Genomic DNA, 19,259 nt, shown 5'->3' on the forward strand with positions numbered 1-19,259 from the left:
CCCGAGAGGAACGTCCGACCCGGCTCAGTCCCACTTCGCGCCGGGGTTCGTCACCGCGCCGTTGGCGGCCGAGCCGAAGTCGCGGTGGTACTTCGCGAGGACGCCGCTATCGTACTGCGGTTCGGGGTCGTAGTCCGCCAGACGCTCCTCGATCTCCTCGTCGGTGAGGTCGACGGAGAGCTCCAGTGCGTCGATGTCGATAGTGATGGTGTCGCCGTCCTCCAGCGCGGCGATGGGGCCGCCGGCGAAGGCCTCGGGCGCGACGTGGCCGATAGAGAAGCCGCGCGTGGCCCCGGAGAACCGGCCGTCGGTAAAGAGCGCGACGTCCTCGGCGTGGCCCTGGCCGGCGACCGCCGACGTGACGCCGAGCATCTCCCGCATCCCGGGGCCGCCGCGTGGCCCTTCGTTGCGGATGCCGATGACGTCGCCGGCGTCGACCTTCCCTTCCTGGACGTAGCGCATGGCGCCCTCCTCGTCGTCGAAGATTCGGACGGGACCTTCGTGGCGGAGGTGGTCCTCGCCGGTGATCTTGATGACCGCGCCGTCCGGGGCGAGGTTCCCGGTGAGGATGCGGATGGCGCCCTGTTCGTTCTTCGGTTCCTCGACGGTGTAGAGGAAGTCGACGTCGAGGGCTTCGATGGCCGGCGGGTCGATGCGGTCGAGCCCCTCGGCCAGCGTCTCACCGGTGACGGTCATCGCGTCGCCGTGGAGCAGGTCGGCGTCGAGCAGGGCCTTGAGGACGACCGGGATACCGCCGACCTCGAAGAGGTCGTTCATCACGCGCTCCCCGCCGGGCTGGAGGTTCGCGATTTTTGGCGTCCGCTTGCTTATCTCGTTGAACGCCTCGATGTCGAGGTCGATATCGGCCTCGGCGGCCATCGCCAGCAGGTGCAGGACGGCGTTGGTCGAGCCGCCCGTGGCGACCTGGAGCGCGATAGCGTTCTCGAAGGACTCCCGCGTGAGAATGTCGGAGGGCTTCCGGTCGTTCTCGATGGCGTCGATGGCGACCTCGCCGGCCTCCTCGGCGATCTCGTAGCGGGCCTCGTGTTCGGCGGGCGCGCCAGAGGAACCGAGCGGTGCCAGCCCGATGGTCTCGGAGATGGAGGCCATCGTGTTCGCCGTGAACATCCCGCCACAGGAACCGGCGCCGGGACAGGCGTGGCGTTCCATCTCGTCGAGTTCGTCCTCGCTCATATCGCCGTCGGCGACGGCGCCGACGCCCTCGAACACGTTCTGGATAGTGACTTCCCGTCCGTCGTGCTCGCCGGGCATGATAGAGCCGCCATAGAGGAAGACGCTCGGGAGGTCAGTCCGGATGGAGGCCATCATCATCCCGGGCATGTTCTTGTCGCAGCCGCCGATGGTGACGAGGCCGTCCATGCGCTCGCCGAAGGAGACGAGTTCGACGGAGTCGGCGATGATTTCCCGGGAGATGAGCGAGGCCTTCATCCCCTCGGTCCCCATCGAGACGGCGTCGGAGATGGTGATCGTGCCGAACTCGATGGGCATCCCGCCCGAGTCGTCGATGCCGTCGTAGGCCGCTTCGGCCACGTCGTCGAGGTGAACGTTACACGGCGTGATGTCGGCCGCGGGGTTGGCGACGCCGACCATCGGGCTCCGGAGGTCCTCGTCGTCGTATCCCATCGCTCGGAACATCGCCCGGGAGGGGGCCTGGTCCGTCCCTTCGGTGACTTCGCTGCTCCGCAGGTTCGGGTCCTTGCCCGACGCCTCGCGCTCGTCCTGCTTGCTCATACACCGTCGAAGGCCGCGGGGCGTCTTAAACTACTTGTACTCGTGGTATCGTGTACCGGGACTGGCGAATCCATCCGGTGACAGCAGGTTCTTTCCCACCCCCCGCCAATGGCGTCGTAATGGCGACGGTCACGACCGCGGCACGGCTTCACTTTGGCTTCCAGAACCTCTCGCTGGCCCACGAGCGGCTGTACGGTGGCGTCGGGCTCGCGCTCGCCGAGCCACGGCTCGTCGTCGAGGCCGAGCCGGCCGACTCGCTCGTCTGTGACGACGCGGCGGCCGAACCCTACGCCCGTCGCGTGCTGGACGTGCTGGACGTGTCGGGTGCCGAAGTGAGCGTCCGCGACCGGTTCCCGCGCCACGTCGGCCTGGGCAGTGGTACACAGCTCGCACTGGCGACGCTCATCGCCGTCGCGCGGGCCCACGACCTGACGGCGGACGCGCGGACGGTCGCCCCGCGGCTCGGTCGGGGCGGGCGAAGCGGCGTCGGCGTCGCGACCTTCGAGCAGGGCGGGTTCGTCGTCGACGGCGGCCACCCCACCGAGCGGTTCACCGCGACGCCGCCCGCGGAGGGCGACTGGGACGTGCCGCCCGTGGTGGCCAGCCACCACGTCCCCGCCGACTGGCGGTTCGTCCTCGTCGTGCCCGACACCGACCCGGGCCAGAGCGGGAGTGACGAGGACCGGAGCATGCGGACGGCTATCGAGCGGGCCGACCCCGGCATCGCCGACCAGATATCGGCGCTGCTGACTCGGCGGCTGCTGCCGGCCATCGCGACGCGGAACCGCCGGGACTTCGGCGGCGCCGCGGCCCGGCTCGGACGACTGAACGGCGCGTGGTACGCCGACGAGCAGGGCGGTGTCTACAGACCGCCGGCGGGTACCATCGTGGAGTCACTCGCGGACGCCCCGACTATCACCGGCGCGGGGCAGTCTTCGTGGGGCCCGACGGTGTGGGGACTTACCGACACGGAGGGGATGGACGAGGCGAAGGACGCCGGCTATCGGGCGCTGGAGGCGGCCGGTGTCGGCGGCGAGGTCCACGTGGCCGCCCCGCGCAACACCGGGGCGTCGCTGGTCGATGACGGGTGACGGCGACGCCGATTATCGACAGCCGGAATCCGGGCCAAGCGTTTAAGCGGCCACAGTAGCGAAGGCGTGTATGGATCGCATCCCCTTCGGTGTCAAGCAGCTCGACTCCATCATCAACGGGGGAGCGCCGACCGGGAGCGTCGTCCTCCTCTCCGGGCAGGCCGGGGCGGGCTCGCGGGAGTTCATGCACACCAGCGCGGTCATCAACGGGATGGCCGAGGAAGACCCGGAGCTGTTCGACCTCTACTACGGGGAGCCCTCGGACCGGACCACCCTCCCGGAAGAAGTCCACTATCTCTCCTTTACCGCCAGCGAGGGACAGCTGGCCGACGAGATGCGGCTGGCGATGGACGACGAGGTGCTGGACGCCGGGCTGACCGGCATCGAGTTCCACGACATGTCCGAGCGGTACTTCCACATGAGCCCGGTGCCCCGGGAGTGGTACGCCGACCAGACGCCGACGATCAAGGACCTGCGCGCGCGCCACGAGCGGGACGACCTGCTGAGTGCCCTGGGCACGAAACTCAGCAACATCTCGGCGAACAACCTCGTCGTCATCGACTCGCTGTCCGACCTCGTGGCCGCGATGGGCGAGGACATCGACTGGGCCGACATCACCTTCCTGGTCTCGGGCATCCAGAAGGCGGCCCACCAGTGGGGCGGGCTCATCCTCCTGCATCTCAACCACGAGACGCTCTCTCCCACCCGGGCCGGACAGCTCAGCGAAGCAGCCCACGGTACCATGGAGTTCTCCTGGGAATCGGGCGGGTCGACGCGGGCCCGGACGCTCGTCGTCAAGCAGTTCCGCGGCGTCCTCTCCCAGATCGAAGACGAGAACATCGTCCAGTTCGAGACCGAACTCGGCGACGCCGGCTTCGATATCAGCGACGTCCGAAAGATACGCTGACAGGTCCCAGTCTCGGCTGCTGAAATTGGCGGCAAACCCTTAACTATCTGGTTACACGAGGGAGACGTAATGGCCAGTGAGTCGACCGACGAGGGGGTGGTCTCGGTCGAGCTCCCGCCGGGGCTCGACGAGTGGCTGGACGACCGCGCCGGGGAGCTCGACGAACCCCGCGAGGAGATCGTCCGACAGCTGCTGGCGTCGTACCGGTCGACCACTGACGGGACCGAAAACGACCTGGCGACGGCGCTGGATATCGAGAGCCGCGTCGAAGACGCGATGCGGGACGAACTCGACGCCGCCGTCGCCAGCGCCGTCGAAAAGGAGGTCACGGAACGCCTCGACTCGACTGTCAGGGACCGGTTGCCCGACATCACGGACGCCGTCGAATCGCGCGTCGACGGGCGGCTAAACGGCGTCGAGGACGAGTTTCAGGGGAAGTTGACCGACGTTCGCGAGCGCGTCGTCCAGCTAAAGCGGGAGCTGGACGCCAAAGCGCCCGCCGACCACGAGGCCTTCGAGACCGTCGCCGAACTGGACGACAGCGTCGCCGAGCTGAACCGCGAACTGGTCGAGGTCCGCGACGAGTTCGAGGGCGATATCGCCGACCAGTCTGGCCGAATCGACGCGCTCGAAGCGCGGGCCGACGAGTTCGAGGACCGCCTCGCCGACACCGAGGAGAAGCTCAAACGGGTCGCCTGGGTCGTCAGCGACCTGCGGGACAGTCAGGGCGGGCGCGACGCCCACCAGAAGGCCGTCGACCGCATCAAGCGCGCCGCCGCACAGGAGGGCATCTCCTCGGCGTCGTGCCAGAGCTGCGGCGAGAAGGTCGAAATAGCCCTGCTGACGGACCCCCAGTGTCCCCACTGCAACTCGACGGTCTCGGACGTACAGCCCGAGGGCGGTATCATCCGCAAGAAGGCGTCGCTCGTCACCGCCGCCCAGCTGGAGGCGGGCCCGACCGATGAGTGAGGACGAGGCGGACCCCTTCGAGGCGTTCGACGACGAAGACCGCGAGGGCGACCCCTTCGAGCGACTCGACGACGCGGGCCCCGAGGACGTGGCCGACGATGCGCCGGCGGCGCGTGACGATGGGCCTAGCACGCCCGACGGCGCGGAACCGGCTACGAGCGACAACGAACCGGAGTTCGAGGAGGCGTTCATCGACGAGGACGACCCCTTCGCGACGGACGAGGGCCCGGCGACCGAGGGTGCGAGCACCGCCGGCGACGACGACCCCTTCGCCGGGATGGACGCCCGAGAGGGGGACCCGTTCGCGACGGACGAGAGCGTCTTCGAGGCGGTCGACATCGACAGGGTGGACCCCGACGAGGTGTGGGCATCGCTCGACAGCGACGAGGACGGCGGGACGTTCGAGGGCAGTCGCTACGTCGAGGTGTCGAAACACCGCTTTTGCGAGCAGTGCGAGCACTTCTCCAGCCCACCGGCGGCCCGCTGTACCAACGAGGACGCCGAGATAATCGAGTTCCTCGATATGGAGACGGTGCGGCTGCTGAACTGTCCCGTCGTCGCCGAGCAGCGCGAACTGGAGAGCGAGGGGTAAGGCACTTTTGCCGGGCCCGCCGTCTATCGGGCATGCAGTTCTGTGACGCCTGTGGCTCCATGATGCACGCCGACGGCGACGAGATGGTCTGTCAGTCCTGTGGCGAGAGCGTCGAGAAGGACACCGACCGCGCCGCCGAGTTCGTCAGCACCGCCGAACAGACCGACGACGACGTCATCGAGACCGAAGAGGGGGCCGATTTCGAGGGCAAGCCCACCGCGAACGACGTCCGTTGTGACGACTGTGGCCACACCAAAGCGTGGTACACCATCAAACAGACCGGCTCGGCCGACGAGCCGCCGACGCGCTTTTTCAAGTGCCAGGAGTGTGGCCACCGCTGGCGCGAGTACAACTGACAGACGCGGCCCTCGGAGTCACCTGAAAACATTTACGCGGACCGACAGTACCGCCGGCCATGCACCGCCGTCGTCTACTCGCGCTCGTGGGCTCGGTAGCCGTCGGGAGCGGCTGTACCGGGACGGAGACGGACAGCCCGTCCGGCGAGACGGTGACACCCATGCCGGTGCCCGACCCCACGGACGGGCCGCCCGACCGTGAGGGGCCCGACCAGCCTGACCAGTCGGTGTCGATCACCGTCCGTTCGGCCGCCGTCCAGCCCGGCGTCGTCACGGCGAACACGCCGGATTCCATCAGTGTGGTCGACGACGCCGGCCAGTATCTCGTGCTGTCCGTCGCGGGTGACGCCCTCGACCGGTCGGCCGTCGAGTTCCGGTTCAGCGGGGCCAGCTACCCGCCAGAGGTGTTCGGCGGCCGGGGGCTCTACCGCGAGTCGGGAGCGGACGACGACGACGCCGGCCTGCTCGTGTTCGGGCTGCCCGAGACCGGGGACGCGACCGACGCCGAGCTGGCCTGGGCCGACGGGTCGTGGTCGCCGCCGGAACGGGTCGTCGACCGTCTGGGAGCGCCTTCGCCGCCGATGCGGGTGTCGTTCGACGGCCCAGAGACGGCGGGCGAGGACGACCCACGGCTCACCGTCGCGGTCACCAACGAGGGAAACGCGCCCGGTTGGTTCGTCCTCGCCCTCAATCGTCAGGGCCCGCTGTCTGCCTCAGCCCCGGTAGCGCGCATCGCCGGCGAGCTGACCGCGGGGGCGACGACGACGCGGACGCTCGACGCCGTACCGCCCGAAGACGGCCGCGCCACGCGGTATCGACTCGACGGCCCCGGGCAGGAGAACGACCTGACCCACGAGATAGCGCCGGCCGAATCGGACGAGGGCTGATACGGAGTGTCGTAGCCCCTTCCCGGTCTCGCCAGTGCCGGCACGGCGGGCACTGGGACACAGTACGACGCCCCGTATGACTCCCGCTACGTCGAGACGGCCTCGTCGTCTTTCTCGACCACCTCGTCGCGCTTGCGGTCGACCCACAGCGCGACGGGCCAGTCCTCCATCCGGTATGGCGAGGCGCCCTCCAGCATCTCGACCCGGGCGACGGGGTCCGAGGGCATCGCGACGAGCCCCTCGTGGCGCTCGTCGCCGACGGACTCGATCGTGTGACGCGCGCCGCCGGGGACGTAGACTGACTGCCGTGGTTCGATGTCGAGCACCTGGTGGCTCCCGTCCTCGCGTTCGAGCGTGTACCGGGCCGTACCGCCCAGCGAGAGCGCCACCTCGTCGAAGGCGGGCGTGTGGGTGTGCCAATCGATGGTCGCGCCGGGCGCCATCTCGAAGTAGAGCAGCTTGAACTCGTTCGTGATGACCAGCGGGTAGGTCAGCACGTCGTCGCCGCCCTGCTCGAAGTGGGTCACCGCGTCCCAGGCGACCTTGTACATGGTCTGGTCGGGCAGGTGAGTGTGGTCGATGGACTGCGGTGTCAGCTCCGGTCGGTCGTCGTCTGGCGTGTCAGTCATGGACCGGGAGGGGGTACTCGCAACCGATTGAAAGGTGTTCGGCCCAGCGGGGCCCAGGACCGGCGAAAGTAATATTCGTCCGATGTCCGATGGAAGAAACGATGGCGACCATCGAGTTGACGACCGGCGACATCAGGAGTCACGAGCGCATCGAACTCAGGAGCGGCTACGTCTTCGCCTACAGTGGCGGCGAGGGCAGGCAGTGGGGGGAAATAGAACGCGTCTATCCGGTGAGCAGCGTCGTCGAGATAGACCCCGGCGAGAGCAAGATACAGGGGGCGCCCCCGGCGGGCGACGGTATGTCGTTCGTGCCCGAGTAGCCTCAGGCAGCGACGGCGAAGTACGCCACCACGACGGCCGCCGCGCCGACGATGGTCGAACCGACGGCGTGGGTCCGCAGTTCGTCGAGCAGGTCGTGGGAGTGCTCGTGGAGCGAGCAGACCTCGTCGATCTCGCTGCCGGCCTCGCAGTTCGGGAGGAAGTCCATCGCCACGTGGAGGAAGATACCGGCGGCGAAGCCGAAGACGACGGCGTTGACCGCGGGCGTCGCGGGGACCGGGAGCAGCGCCGACGGGATGGCGGTCAGACCGACGCCGGCGGCCGGGAGCAAGAGCGCGGTCGCGGCGCGGTCGTTCCTGACCAGACGGCGCGCGGCCGCATAGCCCGCGGGCCCCTTGTGCGAGACGATAGCCAGACCCAGCAGAAGGCCGAGTTCCGGCATCGAGGCGTAGACGAGGCCGATAATGAGCCCCGCCGACAGCGCGTGGGCGGTGATAGCCGCCGTCGTCGTGTCGAGGCCGGTGTCGATGTGGGTCAGCCGATGGCCGACGGTGTGGGTGCCGTAGCCGGCGACGATGCCGGCGGCGATACCGATACCGCCCAGTCGGGGCGTCCCGGCGGCGGTGCCAAGTCCCATCGCCTGCGGGACGAGGAACATCGCCGCCGAGGTGACCATCGCGCCGCTGGCCAGCCCGTACCCCCAGACGAGGCGGTGCGGGCTCGTCTCCGCCGCGCGGGCACCGAGCCACGCGCCCAGACCCATCGCGGCGAAGGCTACCCAGGAGATAACGAGAACCTTCCGGGCACCGCCGGTGACGGCCAGCGCCGACAGCGCGGCCAGCGCGACCACGCTCGCGAGCCCCAGGAGCGAGTATCGCCCCAGGTTATTAAAAACAGATTCGTTGTTAATAGCCATTAGTCGTTACAACCGTGCTGTTACCAATAAATCCGTCGGTCTACCGGTTGCTTCGGCGGTAGTCGCCCCAGTCCAGCACGGCGCCGTCCAGTTCGTTCGGCGGCGCTTCGGTGAGTGCCCACAGCACCATCTCCGCCACGTCCGCGGGGTCCCGGCCGCCCTCGCCCGAGAGGTCGGTGCCGACGTTGCCCGGGTCGACCGCGCCGACGGCGGCGTCGATATCGGCGGCAAACCCCCGGACGACGGCCTCTGCGGCGGCCTTCGAGATGGCGTAGGAGCCGTAGCCGGGCATTCCGTTCCGCGCGACGGCGCCGGTCGGGACGACGACGCGGGCGTCCCCGGCGAGGTGGGGCACGGCCTCCCGTATCGTGACGAACACGCCGCGGGCGTTCGTCCGCATGTGGTCGTCGAAGGCCGCGTAGGACTCCTCGGGCAGCGGCGTCTCGCCCGGGGTACCGTGGTAGACGCCGGCGTTGGCGACGACGCCGTCGATAGCCCCGCCGACTTTGGTCGCTCGCTCCATGAGGTGTTCCACGTCCAGTTCGTCGCGCACGTCGGCCCGGACGGCCGTGACGGTACCGCCGTCGCCAGTGAGTTCACCGACGTCCAGCGCGTCGGCGTCGCGGGCACAGCCGACCGCGTGTCCGCCCGCCGCCGCGACCGCCCGAGTGACCTGCTTGCCGATGCCGCGGCTCGCGCCCGTCACGACCACTGTCGCGTCGTCCATACCCGTTCAACGGGGTCGAGTCACATCGCCGTTACTACTGATATCTGCGTGACACTAACCGGGATTTCTGGACTGATGCGGTCCTGAACCTCCTGAACAGGCCGGTATCGGAGATTACCAGCCCGGGAGAGACTCTCGGGCAGAGCGGGAGCTGAGACCGGTCCCTGCTCCGGTCTGACACACCAACCCAGTTTGGCGCGGCTTTATTGTCGCTCCGGGACCGAGAGGGGATAATGAGTGACCTGTCCGGAGACGAGATTGTCGTGGTGGGTGGCGGGTTCGGCGGCCTCTCGGCGGCCTGCTATCTGGCCGACGCCGGCGCGGACGTACGAGTCGTAGAGAAGAACGAGCAGGTCGGGGGCCGAGCCTCCCGGCTCGAAGCGGAGGGGTTCACCTTCGACATGGGTCCGTCGTGGTATCTGATGCCCGACGTGTTCGAGCGGTTCTTCGCGTACTTCGGCAAGGAGCCCGGCGACTTTTACGACCTCGAACGGCTGGACCCCCACTACCGCATCTTCTTCAAGGACGGCGACCGGCTCGACGTGACCGGTAACAACGACGAGATGGCCGAGCTGTTCGAGTCGTACGAACCCGGCGCCGGCGAGGCCTTCGACGAGTACCTGGCGACCAGCGAGGAGCACTACGAGACGGCGATGAACAAGTTCGTCTACGAGGACCGCTCGGAGCTGCGCGACTGGGTCGACCTCGACGTGATGACCGCCGCGCCCATCGGCCTCCAGCTGCTGGGGTCGATGCAGGGCCACGTCTCCGACTACTTCGACCACCCGAAGCTCCAGCAGATCATGCAGTACACGCTCGTCTTCCTCGGTGGCTCCCCGAAGAACACGCCGGCGCTGTACAACATGATGAGCCACGTCGATTTCAACCTCGGCGTCTACTACCCGGACGGTGGTATCGGCGCTGTCGTCGACGCCCTCGTCGAACTCGGCGAAGGGATGGGCGTGACCTACGAGACCGACAGCGAGGTGACCGAGATAACCCGACGCAAGGACGGGTTCCTCGTCGAGACGGTCACCGGCGACAGCTACCACCCCGACCAGGTGGTCGTCAACGCCGATTACGCCCACGCCGAGCGGGAGCTGCTGCCCGACCACGAGCGACAGTACGACGACGACTACTGGGACAAGCGGACGTACGCCCCCTCCGCCTTCCTCATGTACATGGGCGTCGAGGGCGACGTGGACCCGCTGGCCCACCACACCCTCGTCCTGCCGACCGACTGGGAGCCCCACTTCGACGACATCTTCGAGGAGCCCGACTGGCCCGACGAGCCCGCCTACTACCTCTGTGTGCCCAGCGAGACCGACCCCTCCGTTGCGCCGGAGGGCCACTCGAACCTGTTCGTGCTCGTCCCCATCGCGCCGGGGCTGCACGACGAGGACCGGATTCGCGATGAGTACCGCGAGAAGATTCTGGCCGACATCGCCGAACACACGGGCGTCGACCTCCGCGACCGCATCGTCTACGAGAAGCAGTTCGCCGTCTCGGACTTCGGCGACCGGTACAACGCCACGGAGGGGACGGCACTGGGGCTGGCCCACACGCTGCGCCAGACCGCCCTCCTGCGGCCGAACAACCGTTCCTCGGCCGTCGACGACCTCTACTTCACCGGCTCCTTTACGACGCCCGGCGTCGGCGTCCCGATGTGTCTCATCAGCGGCGAACACACCGCCAAACGACTCATCGACGACCAGCAATGAGCACCGTGACGGACCGTCTCAGCACCGTGCTGCCGGGCGAGGAGAGCCGTCCCGGCTACCTGTTCTGGCTCTCTCGCCCGCGCTTCTGGCTCTACCAGGGCGGTCCGGTAGTGGTGGCGGTGACCTACGCCGCAGATTCCCCCGGCGAGCTGTTCTCGCCGCTGGCCGTCGCGCTCTTTCTGTACTTCACCATCCCGGCGAACGTCTTCCTGTACGGCGTCAACGACGTCTTCGACCGCGACATCGACCAGATCAACCCGAAGAAAGACGAGGGGCGCGAGGTCAGCTACCGCGGGGACCGCGTCGTCGTCGCGGCCATCGCGGCGTCGGGGCTGCTGGCCGCCGGTTTCCTCCTCTTCTTACCGCCGCTGGGCGTCGTCGCCCTGTTCGCGTGGGCCGCTCTCTCGGTCGAGTACTCCGCCCCGCCGCTGCGGTTCAAGACCACGCCGTTTCTGGACTCGCTGTCGAACGGGCTGTACATCCTCCCCGGCGTCGTCGCCTACGCCGCCATCGAAGGGGTCGCGCCGCCGCTGTCGGCCGTCGCCGGCGCGTGGCTCTGGACCATGGGGATGCACACGTTCTCCGCGATTCCCGACATCGAGCCCGACCGCGAGGCCGGTATCCGGACCACCGCGACGGTCCTGGGCGAGTCGAACACCTACTACTACTGCGTGATGTGCTGGCTCACGGCGGCGTTCGTCTTCACCTTCACCCACTGGGTGTTCGGCGCACTCCTGCTGGTGTACCCCGGGCTCGTCTTCGGTATCCTCGCTATCGGCGTCGACATCGACGAGGCCTACTGGTGGTATCCGGCCATCAACACGCTCGTCGGAATGGCCTTTACCCTCGTCGGCCTGTGGGTGATGCTGTATGGCTGAGGGGTGGTCGATGCCGCGCGACCGCGAGGCGGCGACCACGCGCCTCGACGCGCTCGTCCGTGAGCACCGCTTTACTATCTCCGTCGTCTTCCCCGTCGTCGGCGCGGTGACGCTGCTCGCCAGCGCGGAGCTGCCGCTCCCGTCGTGGGCGGCGTTCAACCCCTTCTTCGTCCTCTTCGGGACGCTGGTGATGCGCCTGCCGCTGGTCGCCGGCGTCGGCCCGCTGCTCGACCGCCGGGCGACGCTCGCGCTCGTGGCGCTTGCGGCCTACTCCTACGCTATCGAGCTTCTCGGCGTCCGCACGGGCTGGCCCTACGGCGAGTTCTCCTACGGCGTCGACCTCGGGCCGATGCTGTTCGGGGAGGTCCCGCTGGGGCTGCCCGTCTTCTTCTTCCCGCTGGTGTTGAACGCGTATCTGCTGGTCCTGCTCCTGCTGGGGGAGCGTGCCGAGTCGACCCTGCCGCGGCTGCTGGCGACGCTCGCGACGGTAATTCTCGTCGACCTGGTGTTGGACCCCGGCGCCGTCGCCATCGGTTTCTGGGAGTACGAGGCGGCGCAGTTCTACGGCGTCCCGTGGTCGAACTACGGCGGCTGGCTGCTTTCCGGGACCGTCGCGGTCGTGCTCTTCGACCTCGGCTTCGACCGCGCGGGGCTGCGGCGCCGACTCGCCGAGTGTGAGTTCATGCTCGACGACCTGGTGAGCTTCGTCCTGCTGTGGGGCGGCATCAATCTGTTCTACGCGAACTGGGTCCCCGTGGGGCTGGCCGCGCTGCTGGGGGCCGGGCTGGTGCGGACCGAGCGCTTCGATTTCGACCTCTCGGAGACGCGTCTCGGCCGTGCTGTCTGGCGGTAGACACGCGGTTCCGCGAGCCGTGCCGTTTTCCGACTCGCCCCCGAAAACCGCCCGATGACAGCGCTTTTTTCCCCGCTCTCCCTGCGGGAGACGACGATACCGAATCGCGTGATGGTCTCTCCGATGTGCCAGTACTCCTGTGACTCCCGCGACGGCGTCGCGACCGACTGGCACCACACCCACCTGACCTCCCGCGCCGTCGGCGGTGCCGGGCTGGTGATGACCGAAGCGACGGCTGTCGAGGGCCGCGGTCGCATCTCCCCGGAGGACCTGGGCATCTGGAACGACGCACAGGCGACGGCGCTCGAACGGACGACCGAGTTCATCCGCGACCAGGGGAGCGTCCCCGGTATCCAGCTCGCCCACGCCGGTCGGAAGGCGTCGACCAGCCGACCGTGGGACGGTCACGACCCGCTCGGAATCGACGAGGGCGGCTGGGAAGTCGTCGGTCCGAGCGGCGAGCCCTGGCCCTACGAGGACGCCGAAGCGCCGCCGACCCAGCGGCTCACGCAGGACGGCATCGAAGGCGTCATCGACTCCTTCCGCGACGCCGCCGAGCGCGCTCTGGACGCCGGCTTCGAGGTCGCGGAGGTCCACGCCGCCCACGGCTACCTCCTCCACGAGTTCCTCTCGCCGGTGACGAACCACCGCGAGGACGACTACGGCGGCGACTTCGAGGGCCGGACGCGGCTGACCCGGGAGGTCACCGCAGCCGTGCGCGAGGTCTGGCCCGACGACAAGCCCGTCTTCGTGCGCATCTCCGCGACCGACTGGCTCCCGGACCGGGACTCCTGGACCGTCGCGGACTCGGTCCGACTGACCGACCAGCTCGCCGAGGTCGGGGCCGACCTCATCGACGTGAGCGGCGGCGGCATCTCGCCCGAGTCGTGGCCCGAGGACACCGGACCGAACTATCAGCTCCCGTACGCCGAGCGAATCCGCCGCGAGGCCTCGAACCCGAGCGGCGAAGCCGACATCGCCGTCGGCGCGGTCGGCGGTATCACCACGCCCGAGCAGGCCGACGCAATCGTCGCGAACGGGCGGGCCGATATGGCTATCGTCGGCCGCGAGCATCTCCGGGACCCCTACTTCGCGATGCACGCCGCGGAGCAACTGGACGCGACCGACGAGATAGCGGGGCCGCCCCAGTACCGACGCGGGTTCGGGTTCTGAGCCCTAGCTGACGGCGACGATGGTTTCGTACGTCCGGTTCTGGTACCGGACGTACCGGTTGTCGGCGAACGCGTCGTCGTCGACGTCGGGCGGAATCTCGACCGTCTCGGTCGTGTTGCGTGCCCGCTCGAACAGGTCCTGTTGTGCCGGTGAGAGCTCGGTGAACGCGACGGTCTCGTTTTCGGGAACAGTCCCGTCGGCCGGCTCGATATCGAGAAACGCGGCACTGCCCCGAGAGCTCTGGCCGGCGAGGGAGACGTAGGCGCCGGTCACGAGGAGCACTAGCAGACACCCGAGACCGAGCCAGTGGCGACGGCGCATACGGGGTCGTCGACCACGCACGTCATACCGTTTCTGGACGGTGAAACGCGGACTGAGCGACGGCTCCCGGTTACACCGAATCGAGGTCGAGGTCGACGGCGTACCAGTCGAGCACCAGCAGGAAGACGGCGCCGGCGACGGCCGCCCCGGCGAAGGTGGTCAGGACCTCCGTGGTGAAGCCGCCGGACGTCGCTTTCTGCGTCTCGACAATCGGCGCCCGCAACGCGCCGACGACCAGCGCGACGAGAAAGGCCATCGTCGCCGCCCGGTTCCGGTCCAGCGCGCGACGGACCACGCGGGAGACGGTGAACAGGCCCACGAACCCCCCGGCGATGAACGTGACGACGACGAGCCCGTCGTCGAGCAGTTGTCCCGTCGACGCCCCGGTGACGACGGCGAACAGCGCGTCGACGAACTGCCTGAGCGTGTCGGACATGTATTTGTACTGCCCGAGGATGATGAGCAGGAGCGAGCCGGAGACGCCGGGCAGTATCATCGCGCTGACGGCGACGGCCCCGGCGGCGAAAACCACCAGCAGGCTGTTGCTTTCGAGGAAGGATACCTCCCCCGATAGCAGGAACGCGACGGCGAACCCCACGACCCCGGCGGCGAGCTGAAAGCCCGAGTCGAACGAGAGTTCGCGCAACAGGACGACGGCGGAGACCGCGATGAGCCCGAAGAAGAAGCCAAAGAGCAGCGCCGGCGCGCTGTCGCTCAGCTCCGAGACCGCACGCGTGATAAGGACCACCGCGATACCGACGCCCGTCACGAGCGCGAGCCCGAACCAGCCGTCGACCTCGTCGAAGATACGGAGCGCCCCCCGGAAGTCGAACCCGCCGTCGAGCGGCGTCAACGACTTCAGGAGCGTCACGAGACGCTCCGGCGTGATGGCGTTTATCATCGCGATGAGCCGACCGTAGATGCCGGCGATGAGCGCTATCGTCCCGCCCGAAACCCCCGGCACGGCGTCGGCACTACCCATACAGATACCGATGGCGAACGTCCGCGCCCACTCTCTGATGGGCGGGACAGAACCACTGAGTGTCGGTAGCTTCTCCGGCGACGTTGTCATTGCCCCAAGCTACCGCCATCGCTCTCAAATCTCTTGTGGAGTTTCCCGTCGCTTACGGCGGACGTCGAGAGCGCTAGCGACCGGGAGCAGACGTGTTCAAAGCGGGTCCCTCGACGACGAGGACGCCGTTGTGGAGCGACGCGGTCCCGCCGCTATCGGGCAGTGCCACGTCGAACTCCGTCCGGACCATCGGCGTGTCGAGGGCGATGATAGCGGTGTCGTCGACGACCTCCGCGGTCACTGCCTCGTCGTTCACCGGGTGGAGGTCCACGGCGACCGTCCAGCCGTCGTCGTGGTCGGTGCGAGAGACGTGTAGTTCGGCGGCGTCGTGTGCGGTGTCCATCAGACAGACAGAGGTACGGGACCGAACCGCATAGCGTACCGGTTGGCCCATGACGAACCGAACGGGACGGGGGACCGCCCCGGCCGCCGTGCCAGACTCCGGCCGACGCCGCTCACATATCGTCCTGTGTCCCCTACCGTCGACTCCAGAGCGGTGCCGACAGCCCCTCGGGCTGTTCGTCGGCGTCGGGCGCGGGAATCGGAGCGGGGACGGCGTAGGCGAGCGTGACTGCCGCCCCGCCGGCCAGTAGCAACACCGCGTTCGCCGTCGGCGAGCTGGCCCGAACGATGTCGAGCGAGTACACCGTTCCCAGCGCCGGAAACAGCGCCTGAACGCCCATCGGCGTGATGACGTCTCCGACGAGGTGGCTCACGAGGCTGCCGACGCCGATGAGATAGCCCACGAGGGCGTGCTCCGCCCCGAGCCCGTGTAAGCGACGGTTAGCCAGCAGGGCCAGCACCGGGACGAGGAGCCCGAAGACGGCAGCGAAGAGGAGCGTGTGTGTCACACCGCGGTGGACGAGCCCCGGCAACAGCTTGTCGATGTCCGGGAGCAGCGACAGGGAGACGGCGACACAGAGACACTCCGCGCAGGCCTGTCCCCGCCCGGTCAGCCGGAACCAGCATGCAAGCGGCGCGAACAACAGCGCGGTAAGCCCCACGTGACCAGGCGGATACATCGTCTTACTGGTTCGGAAATGGCGGGTTAACAGTTATTACCAGATGGATGCGGTTTCATCGTGCTCGGGGTGGCAGGCGTCCGACGGGACGCTGGCGAGTCCGTCAACGCAGCCAGCGGCTGGATGCCAGCGACGGCGACCTCGTCCGGGGTATGCACGCGTTACCGGACCTATCCCGAGTTCTGTCGGCATGTCGGCACGGGTATCGAGTGCGGGCGACGCTACTGCTGTGGCCCGAGATACCCCCACGCCTGAAGTCGGTCGCCGTCGCCGTTCAGCCAGCGTTCACCGATATCGTCCCGGTAGTAGCAGTTCGGAAGGGTGATATCGCCGACACGGCTGTACGCCTGCTCACGAGCGGCCTGCATCGTCTCGCCTTTCCCGGTAACGACCAAGGGCATCCCGCTCTCGCCGGCCGCTCGCCACTGTCCGTCGACGTTCTTCGCGTCCTCGATGTGAATCCCGTCACGACTGTCTGACTCGAACACGACAGCGGCGTTGCGCGAGTTCTCGGCGTACGTATTCTCGTCGTCGAACGGGAACGGTGGCAGGACGATCCGAACCGCAATCTGGTACCCCGGATGCACTCGCAGATTCGGGTCGTTCCCGTGTGCGAGGTCGTAGAAGAACTCCCCGGTCGGCGACTCGAACGACTCCGCTTGTAACGCGATCGTCGGGTAGCCAAACCGCGGCGTAAACTCCAAGGGATATATGCCGGTATCGTTGACGATGCAGTTCAGGTCGATACTGCCGACGTAGCCCTCCTCGGCGAGCCACCCCTCCAGTTTGCCGAGCGTCTCCTGAAACAGGTGATTCCGGTTCGCCCAGAACATCGAGGTCCCCATCTCACCTGTCGACGGGCCGACGTTTCCCGGAAACAGTTTCTTGTGCTCGAAGTTGAAATTGACCCGGTCGATAAACGCCTCGCCGTCGAAGAACCCGCAGATAGCGACTTCCACACCGTCGACTTTCCGTTGCAGCTGGAAGCCTTTCATTCGATGGCCCCACGCCTTCTTGTACGCCGCTAGCACGTCGACGACGTCGCTCCCGTCGTCTTCGCTCCCGACGTAGAGCAGCCGTTTGACGTTCTGAACTTCCCCGAGCGGTTTGATAACGTACGCTGCGGGGTTCTGCCGGACGAACTCGATGCCCGCATCGAAGCTGTGGAACACTTCGTGGTCGATGGTGTTCACGCCGTGGTCTTCGAGGACCTCCATCGCGTATCCGCGGTCTTCTTCGAGTCGGTCGGTGGCCGGCGTTCCGCCGACGACGGCCTTCCCGTCGGCGCGCAGGTCCGCCGCGAGCTGGCCCGTCCCCACGTCGGACCCGACCCAGATGTCGTCGAAGACGATCACGTCGGCCCACCCGACCTCGGCGCGCCAGTCGTCGGTCTTCGGAACGAACCCGTCGCCGATTTCCCGGTCTGACTCGGCCTCGATGTAGTAGCGCACGTCGTGGCCCTCACGGGACACCTGCCACGCGAGGTCCGTGATGAGTGCCGCGTCGGCCGAGACAAACAGGAAATTACGAGCTGCCATGCCTGTCTCTCTCGGCGGAGTGACTTCAGTGTGGGTAGCAGTCGGCCGGAAGTGGCGGCCGACTGGCAGATATCACAGACAGCCGCAGGATTCTCCACCAGAGGAACTGTTTTATCGTTCATCGCGGAAGAGTCGATTATGACACGTGAAGAACTCGCGACAGCCAGCGACCTGCTCGAATCGGCCGCAAGCGACGCCGACGACGCGGACGCGGCCGACCGGCTCGGCGACCTGGCGGCCCAGCTCGAAACGCTCTCGACGGCCGACCGCGGCCCGGACCACGGGCGGCTCGCCCGAATCCAGTCGGCCCTGCACGACCTCGAGGGCGGCGACGGCGAAGACGTCGCCGAGACGCTCTCGGAAGCCAACGACGCCATCAACGAGTACCGCTCGGACCTCGAAGGCGTCTGAGTCTCAGTCGTCGCTCCGGGTGTCGTTCGTGACCGCCTCGTCCGCTCGCTCGGCGCTCTCGGCGTCCGTGCGAGCCGCGAAGTGTTCGACCAGTTCGTCGTCCGAGACCTCCCATCGGAGCGTGACCAGCCACTGGTTCGTCTCGCCCTCCGTCGTCGACTGCTCGACGATTTCGACGTCGCCGTCGGGCTTCGGTCGGTCGCCGACCAGCTCCGTCCGCCGGTGGGTGCCCCGTTCGGCCAGTAGCTCGGTCCGCAGGTCCGCGAGGTAGGCGACTAGCCCGGCGAGGTCGAACGACTCAGTCCGTTCGGTGGCGAAGTGGGCCTCCGTTCGACCGACGCCACCGGGGCCGCCCATCGAGTGGTGGCCGATGACCGCGTTGACCACCGCACCGAGCAAGAGCACGAGCGCGGAGAAGTAGAGGTAGGTGACGACGACGATGACACCGCCGAAGAAGTTGCCGGTGCTCGGGTCCGCGACCGAGAGATAGAGCTGGAAGAGCCCCTGCAGCGCCCCCCAGCCGACGGCGGCGACGACCACGCCGGGCAACACGTCCCGGTAGCCCAGGTCCGAGTCCGGGAACACGTAGTATATCGGGTAGAACGCGACCACGAGCCCGGCAAGCAGCGCGACCGGCGTCAGCCACTGGCTGTAGGGAATCCGCGCCGTCAGCCCGCCCAGCACGACGCTGGAGCCGACCATCGCAAGGAGCGCGAGGGCGAGGGCGACGAAGACGATCATCCCGTCTCGGAGCTTGTCCACGAGCGAGTTCGTGTCGACGGTCTCGTATATCTCCGAGAACGCCGTGTCCAGCCCCCGGAATATCTTGAGCGTCCCCCAGACGAGCACGAGGAGGCCGATGACGGAGGCTCCGGCACCGTTGGTCTCCCCCTGTAACAGCTGTGTCACGACCTCGGCGATCGGACCCGGGAGCCACGCGACGGCGCTGCTGAGGAGCTGGTTCTCCAGTCCGATACCGATGGTCGAGAAGACGAGAAAGAGGAGCAGTAACATCGGTGCAAGCGAGATGAAGGCGTGGTAGGCGAGTGCGGCGGCCATGAAGGAGACGTTCTTCTCGGAGAAGTCCGAGGCGATTCGCTTGCCGAAGTCGATAGCGCCGGACTGTGTGACCATGGCCGAACTAGTTGGCCGATTGAAATGAGTG

General features: G+C 67.7%; 22 protein-coding genes. 12 read left to right on the plus strand and 10 right to left on the minus strand.

What is annotated here, in order from left to right:
- Nucleotides 1-24 precede the first annotated feature (24 nt).
- A complete protein-coding gene (ilvD, locus tag NDI56_RS06745) occupies nucleotides 25-1,752 on the minus strand; it encodes a dihydroxy-acid dehydratase (protein WP_310918673.1) in 1,728 nt (575 codons plus the stop codon).
- 119 nt (nucleotides 1,753-1,871) lie between these two features.
- On the opposite strand from ilvD, the gene NDI56_RS06750 reads away from it, so the two are divergent.
- The 6 genes from NDI56_RS06750 (at nucleotide 1,872) to NDI56_RS06775 (ending at nucleotide 6,554) form a co-directional block, all read left to right on the plus strand.
- A complete protein-coding gene (locus NDI56_RS06750; protein WP_310918674.1) occupies nucleotides 1,872-2,843 on the plus strand; it encodes a beta-ribofuranosylaminobenzene 5'-phosphate synthase family protein in 972 nt (323 codons plus the stop codon).
- A 70-nt stretch (nucleotides 2,844-2,913) separates the two neighbouring features.
- On the plus strand, nucleotides 2,914-3,750 hold the full coding sequence (locus NDI56_RS06755) for an RAD55 family ATPase (protein ID WP_310918675.1): 837 nt from the start codon (nucleotides 2,914-2,916) through the stop codon (nucleotides 3,748-3,750).
- A gap of 69 nt (nucleotides 3,751-3,819) precedes the next feature.
- Nucleotides 3,820-4,719 (plus strand): hypothetical protein, encoded by a 900-nt coding sequence (locus tag NDI56_RS06760; RefSeq protein WP_310918676.1) that lies wholly within the window; start codon nucleotides 3,820-3,822, stop codon nucleotides 4,717-4,719.
- Nucleotides 4,712-5,311 carry a DUF8135 domain-containing protein gene (locus NDI56_RS06765; protein WP_310918677.1) on the plus strand — a complete coding sequence of 200 codons (600 nt, stop codon included), beginning with the start codon at nucleotides 4,712-4,714 and terminating at the stop codon, nucleotides 5,309-5,311. Before NDI56_RS06760 ends, NDI56_RS06765 begins: the two co-directional genes overlap by 8 nt.
- 32 nt (nucleotides 5,312-5,343) lie before the next feature.
- A complete protein-coding gene (locus NDI56_RS06770) occupies nucleotides 5,344-5,667 on the plus strand; it encodes a transcription factor S (protein ID WP_310918678.1) in 324 nt (107 codons plus the stop codon).
- Between the two features lie 59 nt (nucleotides 5,668-5,726).
- Entirely contained in the window at nucleotides 5,727-6,554 is an 828-nt protein-coding gene (locus tag NDI56_RS06775) for a hypothetical protein (RefSeq protein WP_310918679.1), read from the plus strand.
- A gap of 86 nt (nucleotides 6,555-6,640) precedes the next feature.
- Here the strand turns inward: NDI56_RS06775 and NDI56_RS06780 are convergent, their stop codons facing one another.
- Nucleotides 6,641-7,183 (minus strand): cupin domain-containing protein, encoded by a 543-nt coding sequence (locus NDI56_RS06780; RefSeq protein WP_310918680.1) that lies wholly within the window; start codon nucleotides 7,181-7,183, stop codon nucleotides 6,641-6,643.
- Between the two features lie 101 nt (nucleotides 7,184-7,284).
- On the opposite strand from NDI56_RS06780, the gene NDI56_RS06785 reads away from it, so the two are divergent.
- Nucleotides 7,285-7,503, plus strand: coding sequence for a hypothetical protein (locus tag NDI56_RS06785; protein ID WP_310918681.1), 219 nt, complete (start codon nucleotides 7,285-7,287; stop codon nucleotides 7,501-7,503).
- A 2-nt stretch (nucleotides 7,504-7,505) separates the two neighbouring features.
- On the opposite strand, the gene NDI56_RS06790 is transcribed toward NDI56_RS06785, so the two are convergent.
- Nucleotides 7,506-8,378: a ZIP family metal transporter gene (locus tag NDI56_RS06790; RefSeq protein ID WP_310918682.1), complete on the minus strand. Its 873-nt coding sequence runs from the start codon at nucleotides 8,376-8,378 to the stop codon at nucleotides 7,506-7,508.
- 40 nt (nucleotides 8,379-8,418) lie between these two features.
- On the minus strand, nucleotides 8,419-9,105 hold the full coding sequence (locus NDI56_RS06795) for an SDR family NAD(P)-dependent oxidoreductase (RefSeq protein ID WP_310918683.1): 687 nt from the start codon (nucleotides 9,103-9,105) through the stop codon (nucleotides 8,419-8,421).
- Between the two features lie 206 nt (nucleotides 9,106-9,311).
- Between NDI56_RS06795 and crtD the strand changes: the two genes are divergently transcribed.
- Genes crtD through NDI56_RS06815 form a run of 4 tightly spaced genes read left to right on the plus strand, consistent with a single transcriptional unit; the run spans nucleotide 9,312 to nucleotide 13,730 of the window.
- Entirely contained in the window at nucleotides 9,312-10,826 is a 1,515-nt protein-coding gene (gene crtD, locus NDI56_RS06800) for a carotenoid 3,4-desaturase (protein WP_335342703.1), read from the plus strand.
- Complete coding sequence (locus NDI56_RS06805; RefSeq protein ID WP_310918685.1) at nucleotides 10,823-11,704, plus strand: prenyltransferase; 882 nt, start codon at nucleotides 10,823-10,825, stop codon at nucleotides 11,702-11,704. The genes crtD and NDI56_RS06805 overlap by 4 nt, the downstream gene beginning before the upstream one ends.
- The gene (gene cruF, locus NDI56_RS06810; protein WP_310918686.1) at nucleotides 11,697-12,557 is read left to right on the plus strand and encodes a bisanhydrobacterioruberin hydratase; all 861 of its coding nucleotides are present in this window, start codon (nucleotides 11,697-11,699) and stop codon (nucleotides 12,555-12,557) included. The genes NDI56_RS06805 and cruF overlap by 8 nt, the downstream gene beginning before the upstream one ends.
- A gap of 54 nt (nucleotides 12,558-12,611) precedes the next feature.
- The gene (locus NDI56_RS06815; protein WP_310918687.1) at nucleotides 12,612-13,730 is read left to right on the plus strand and encodes an NADH:flavin oxidoreductase/NADH oxidase; all 1,119 of its coding nucleotides are present in this window, start codon (nucleotides 12,612-12,614) and stop codon (nucleotides 13,728-13,730) included.
- A gap of 3 nt (nucleotides 13,731-13,733) precedes the next feature.
- On the opposite strand, the gene NDI56_RS06820 is transcribed toward NDI56_RS06815, so the two are convergent.
- From NDI56_RS06820 to NDI56_RS06840, 5 genes are all read right to left on the minus strand, one after another.
- Nucleotides 13,734-14,051, minus strand: a complete 318-nt coding sequence (locus NDI56_RS06820) for a DUF7979 domain-containing protein (protein WP_310918688.1) — start codon at nucleotides 14,049-14,051, stop codon at nucleotides 13,734-13,736.
- Between the two features lie 70 nt (nucleotides 14,052-14,121).
- Nucleotides 14,122-15,123, minus strand: coding sequence for a DUF368 domain-containing protein (locus NDI56_RS06825; RefSeq protein ID WP_310918689.1), 1,002 nt, complete (start codon nucleotides 15,121-15,123; stop codon nucleotides 14,122-14,124).
- Between the two features lie 73 nt (nucleotides 15,124-15,196).
- On the minus strand, nucleotides 15,197-15,466 hold the full coding sequence (locus tag NDI56_RS06830) for a DUF7127 family protein (RefSeq protein ID WP_310918690.1): 270 nt from the start codon (nucleotides 15,464-15,466) through the stop codon (nucleotides 15,197-15,199).
- 133 nt (nucleotides 15,467-15,599) lie between these two features.
- Nucleotides 15,600-16,145, minus strand: a complete 546-nt coding sequence (locus NDI56_RS06835; RefSeq protein ID WP_310918691.1) for a metal-dependent hydrolase — start codon at nucleotides 16,143-16,145, stop codon at nucleotides 15,600-15,602.
- 221 nt (nucleotides 16,146-16,366) lie between these two features.
- Complete coding sequence (locus NDI56_RS06840; RefSeq protein WP_310918692.1) at nucleotides 16,367-17,683, minus strand: phosphoribosylamine--glycine ligase; 1,317 nt, start codon at nucleotides 17,681-17,683, stop codon at nucleotides 16,367-16,369.
- A gap of 138 nt (nucleotides 17,684-17,821) precedes the next feature.
- Between NDI56_RS06840 and NDI56_RS06845 the strand changes: the two genes are divergently transcribed.
- On the plus strand, nucleotides 17,822-18,094 hold the full coding sequence (locus NDI56_RS06845; RefSeq protein ID WP_310918693.1) for a DUF7553 family protein: 273 nt from the start codon (nucleotides 17,822-17,824) through the stop codon (nucleotides 18,092-18,094).
- 3 nt (nucleotides 18,095-18,097) lie between these two features.
- Here the strand turns inward: NDI56_RS06845 and NDI56_RS06850 are convergent, their stop codons facing one another.
- Nucleotides 18,098-19,228, minus strand: coding sequence for a YihY/virulence factor BrkB family protein (locus NDI56_RS06850; protein ID WP_310918694.1), 1,131 nt, complete (start codon nucleotides 19,226-19,228; stop codon nucleotides 18,098-18,100).
- Nucleotides 19,229-19,259 lie beyond the last annotated feature (31 nt).

The organism is Halomicroarcula saliterrae, from assembly GCF_031624395.1.
Classification (GTDB): Archaea; Halobacteriota; Halobacteria; order Halobacteriales; family Haloarculaceae; genus Haloarcula; species Haloarcula saliterrae.

Bases quoted from the DNA above. Each gene is read 5' to 3' on its own strand.
- NDI56_RS06820 (WP_310918688.1), bottom strand. From the start codon at position 14,051: ATGCGCCGTCGCCACTGGCTCGGTCTCGGGTGTCTGCTAGTGCTCCTC.
- cruF (WP_310918686.1), top strand. From the start codon at position 11,697: ATGGCTGAGGGGTGGTCGATGCCGCGCGACCGCGAGGCGGCGACCACG.
- NDI56_RS06755 (WP_310918675.1), top strand. From the start codon at position 2,914: ATGGATCGCATCCCCTTCGGTGTCAAGCAGCTCGACTCCATCATCAAC.
- NDI56_RS06795 (WP_310918683.1), bottom strand. From the start codon at position 9,105: ATGGACGACGCGACAGTGGTCGTGACGGGCGCGAGCCGCGGCATCGGC.
- NDI56_RS06815 (WP_310918687.1), top strand. From the start codon at position 12,612: ATGACAGCGCTTTTTTCCCCGCTCTCCCTGCGGGAGACGACGATACCG.
- NDI56_RS06840 (WP_310918692.1), bottom strand. From the start codon at position 17,683: ATGGCAGCTCGTAATTTCCTGTTTGTCTCGGCCGACGCGGCACTCATC.
- NDI56_RS06845 (WP_310918693.1), top strand. From the start codon at position 17,822: ATGACACGTGAAGAACTCGCGACAGCCAGCGACCTGCTCGAATCGGCC.
- NDI56_RS06775 (WP_310918679.1), top strand. From the start codon at position 5,727: ATGCACCGCCGTCGTCTACTCGCGCTCGTGGGCTCGGTAGCCGTCGGG.
- NDI56_RS06830 (WP_310918690.1), bottom strand. From the start codon at position 15,466: ATGGACACCGCACACGACGCCGCCGAACTACACGTCTCTCGCACCGAC.
- NDI56_RS06750 (WP_310918674.1), top strand. From the start codon at position 1,872: ATGGCGACGGTCACGACCGCGGCACGGCTTCACTTTGGCTTCCAGAAC.
- NDI56_RS06770 (WP_310918678.1), top strand. From the start codon at position 5,344: ATGCAGTTCTGTGACGCCTGTGGCTCCATGATGCACGCCGACGGCGAC.
- ilvD (WP_310918673.1), bottom strand. From the start codon at position 1,752: ATGAGCAAGCAGGACGAGCGCGAGGCGTCGGGCAAGGACCCGAACCTG.
- NDI56_RS06760 (WP_310918676.1), top strand. From the start codon at position 3,820: ATGGCCAGTGAGTCGACCGACGAGGGGGTGGTCTCGGTCGAGCTCCCG.
- NDI56_RS06805 (WP_310918685.1), top strand. From the start codon at position 10,823: ATGAGCACCGTGACGGACCGTCTCAGCACCGTGCTGCCGGGCGAGGAG.
- NDI56_RS06765 (WP_310918677.1), top strand. From the start codon at position 4,712: ATGAGTGAGGACGAGGCGGACCCCTTCGAGGCGTTCGACGACGAAGAC.
- NDI56_RS06785 (WP_310918681.1), top strand. From the start codon at position 7,285: ATGGCGACCATCGAGTTGACGACCGGCGACATCAGGAGTCACGAGCGC.
- NDI56_RS06790 (WP_310918682.1), bottom strand. From the start codon at position 8,378: ATGGCTATTAACAACGAATCTGTTTTTAATAACCTGGGGCGATACTCG.
- NDI56_RS06825 (WP_310918689.1), bottom strand. From the start codon at position 15,123: ATGACAACGTCGCCGGAGAAGCTACCGACACTCAGTGGTTCTGTCCCG.
- NDI56_RS06835 (WP_310918691.1), bottom strand. From the start codon at position 16,145: ATGTATCCGCCTGGTCACGTGGGGCTTACCGCGCTGTTGTTCGCGCCG.
- NDI56_RS06850 (WP_310918694.1), bottom strand. From the start codon at position 19,228: ATGGTCACACAGTCCGGCGCTATCGACTTCGGCAAGCGAATCGCCTCG.
- NDI56_RS06780 (WP_310918680.1), bottom strand. From the start codon at position 7,183: ATGACTGACACGCCAGACGACGACCGACCGGAGCTGACACCGCAGTCC.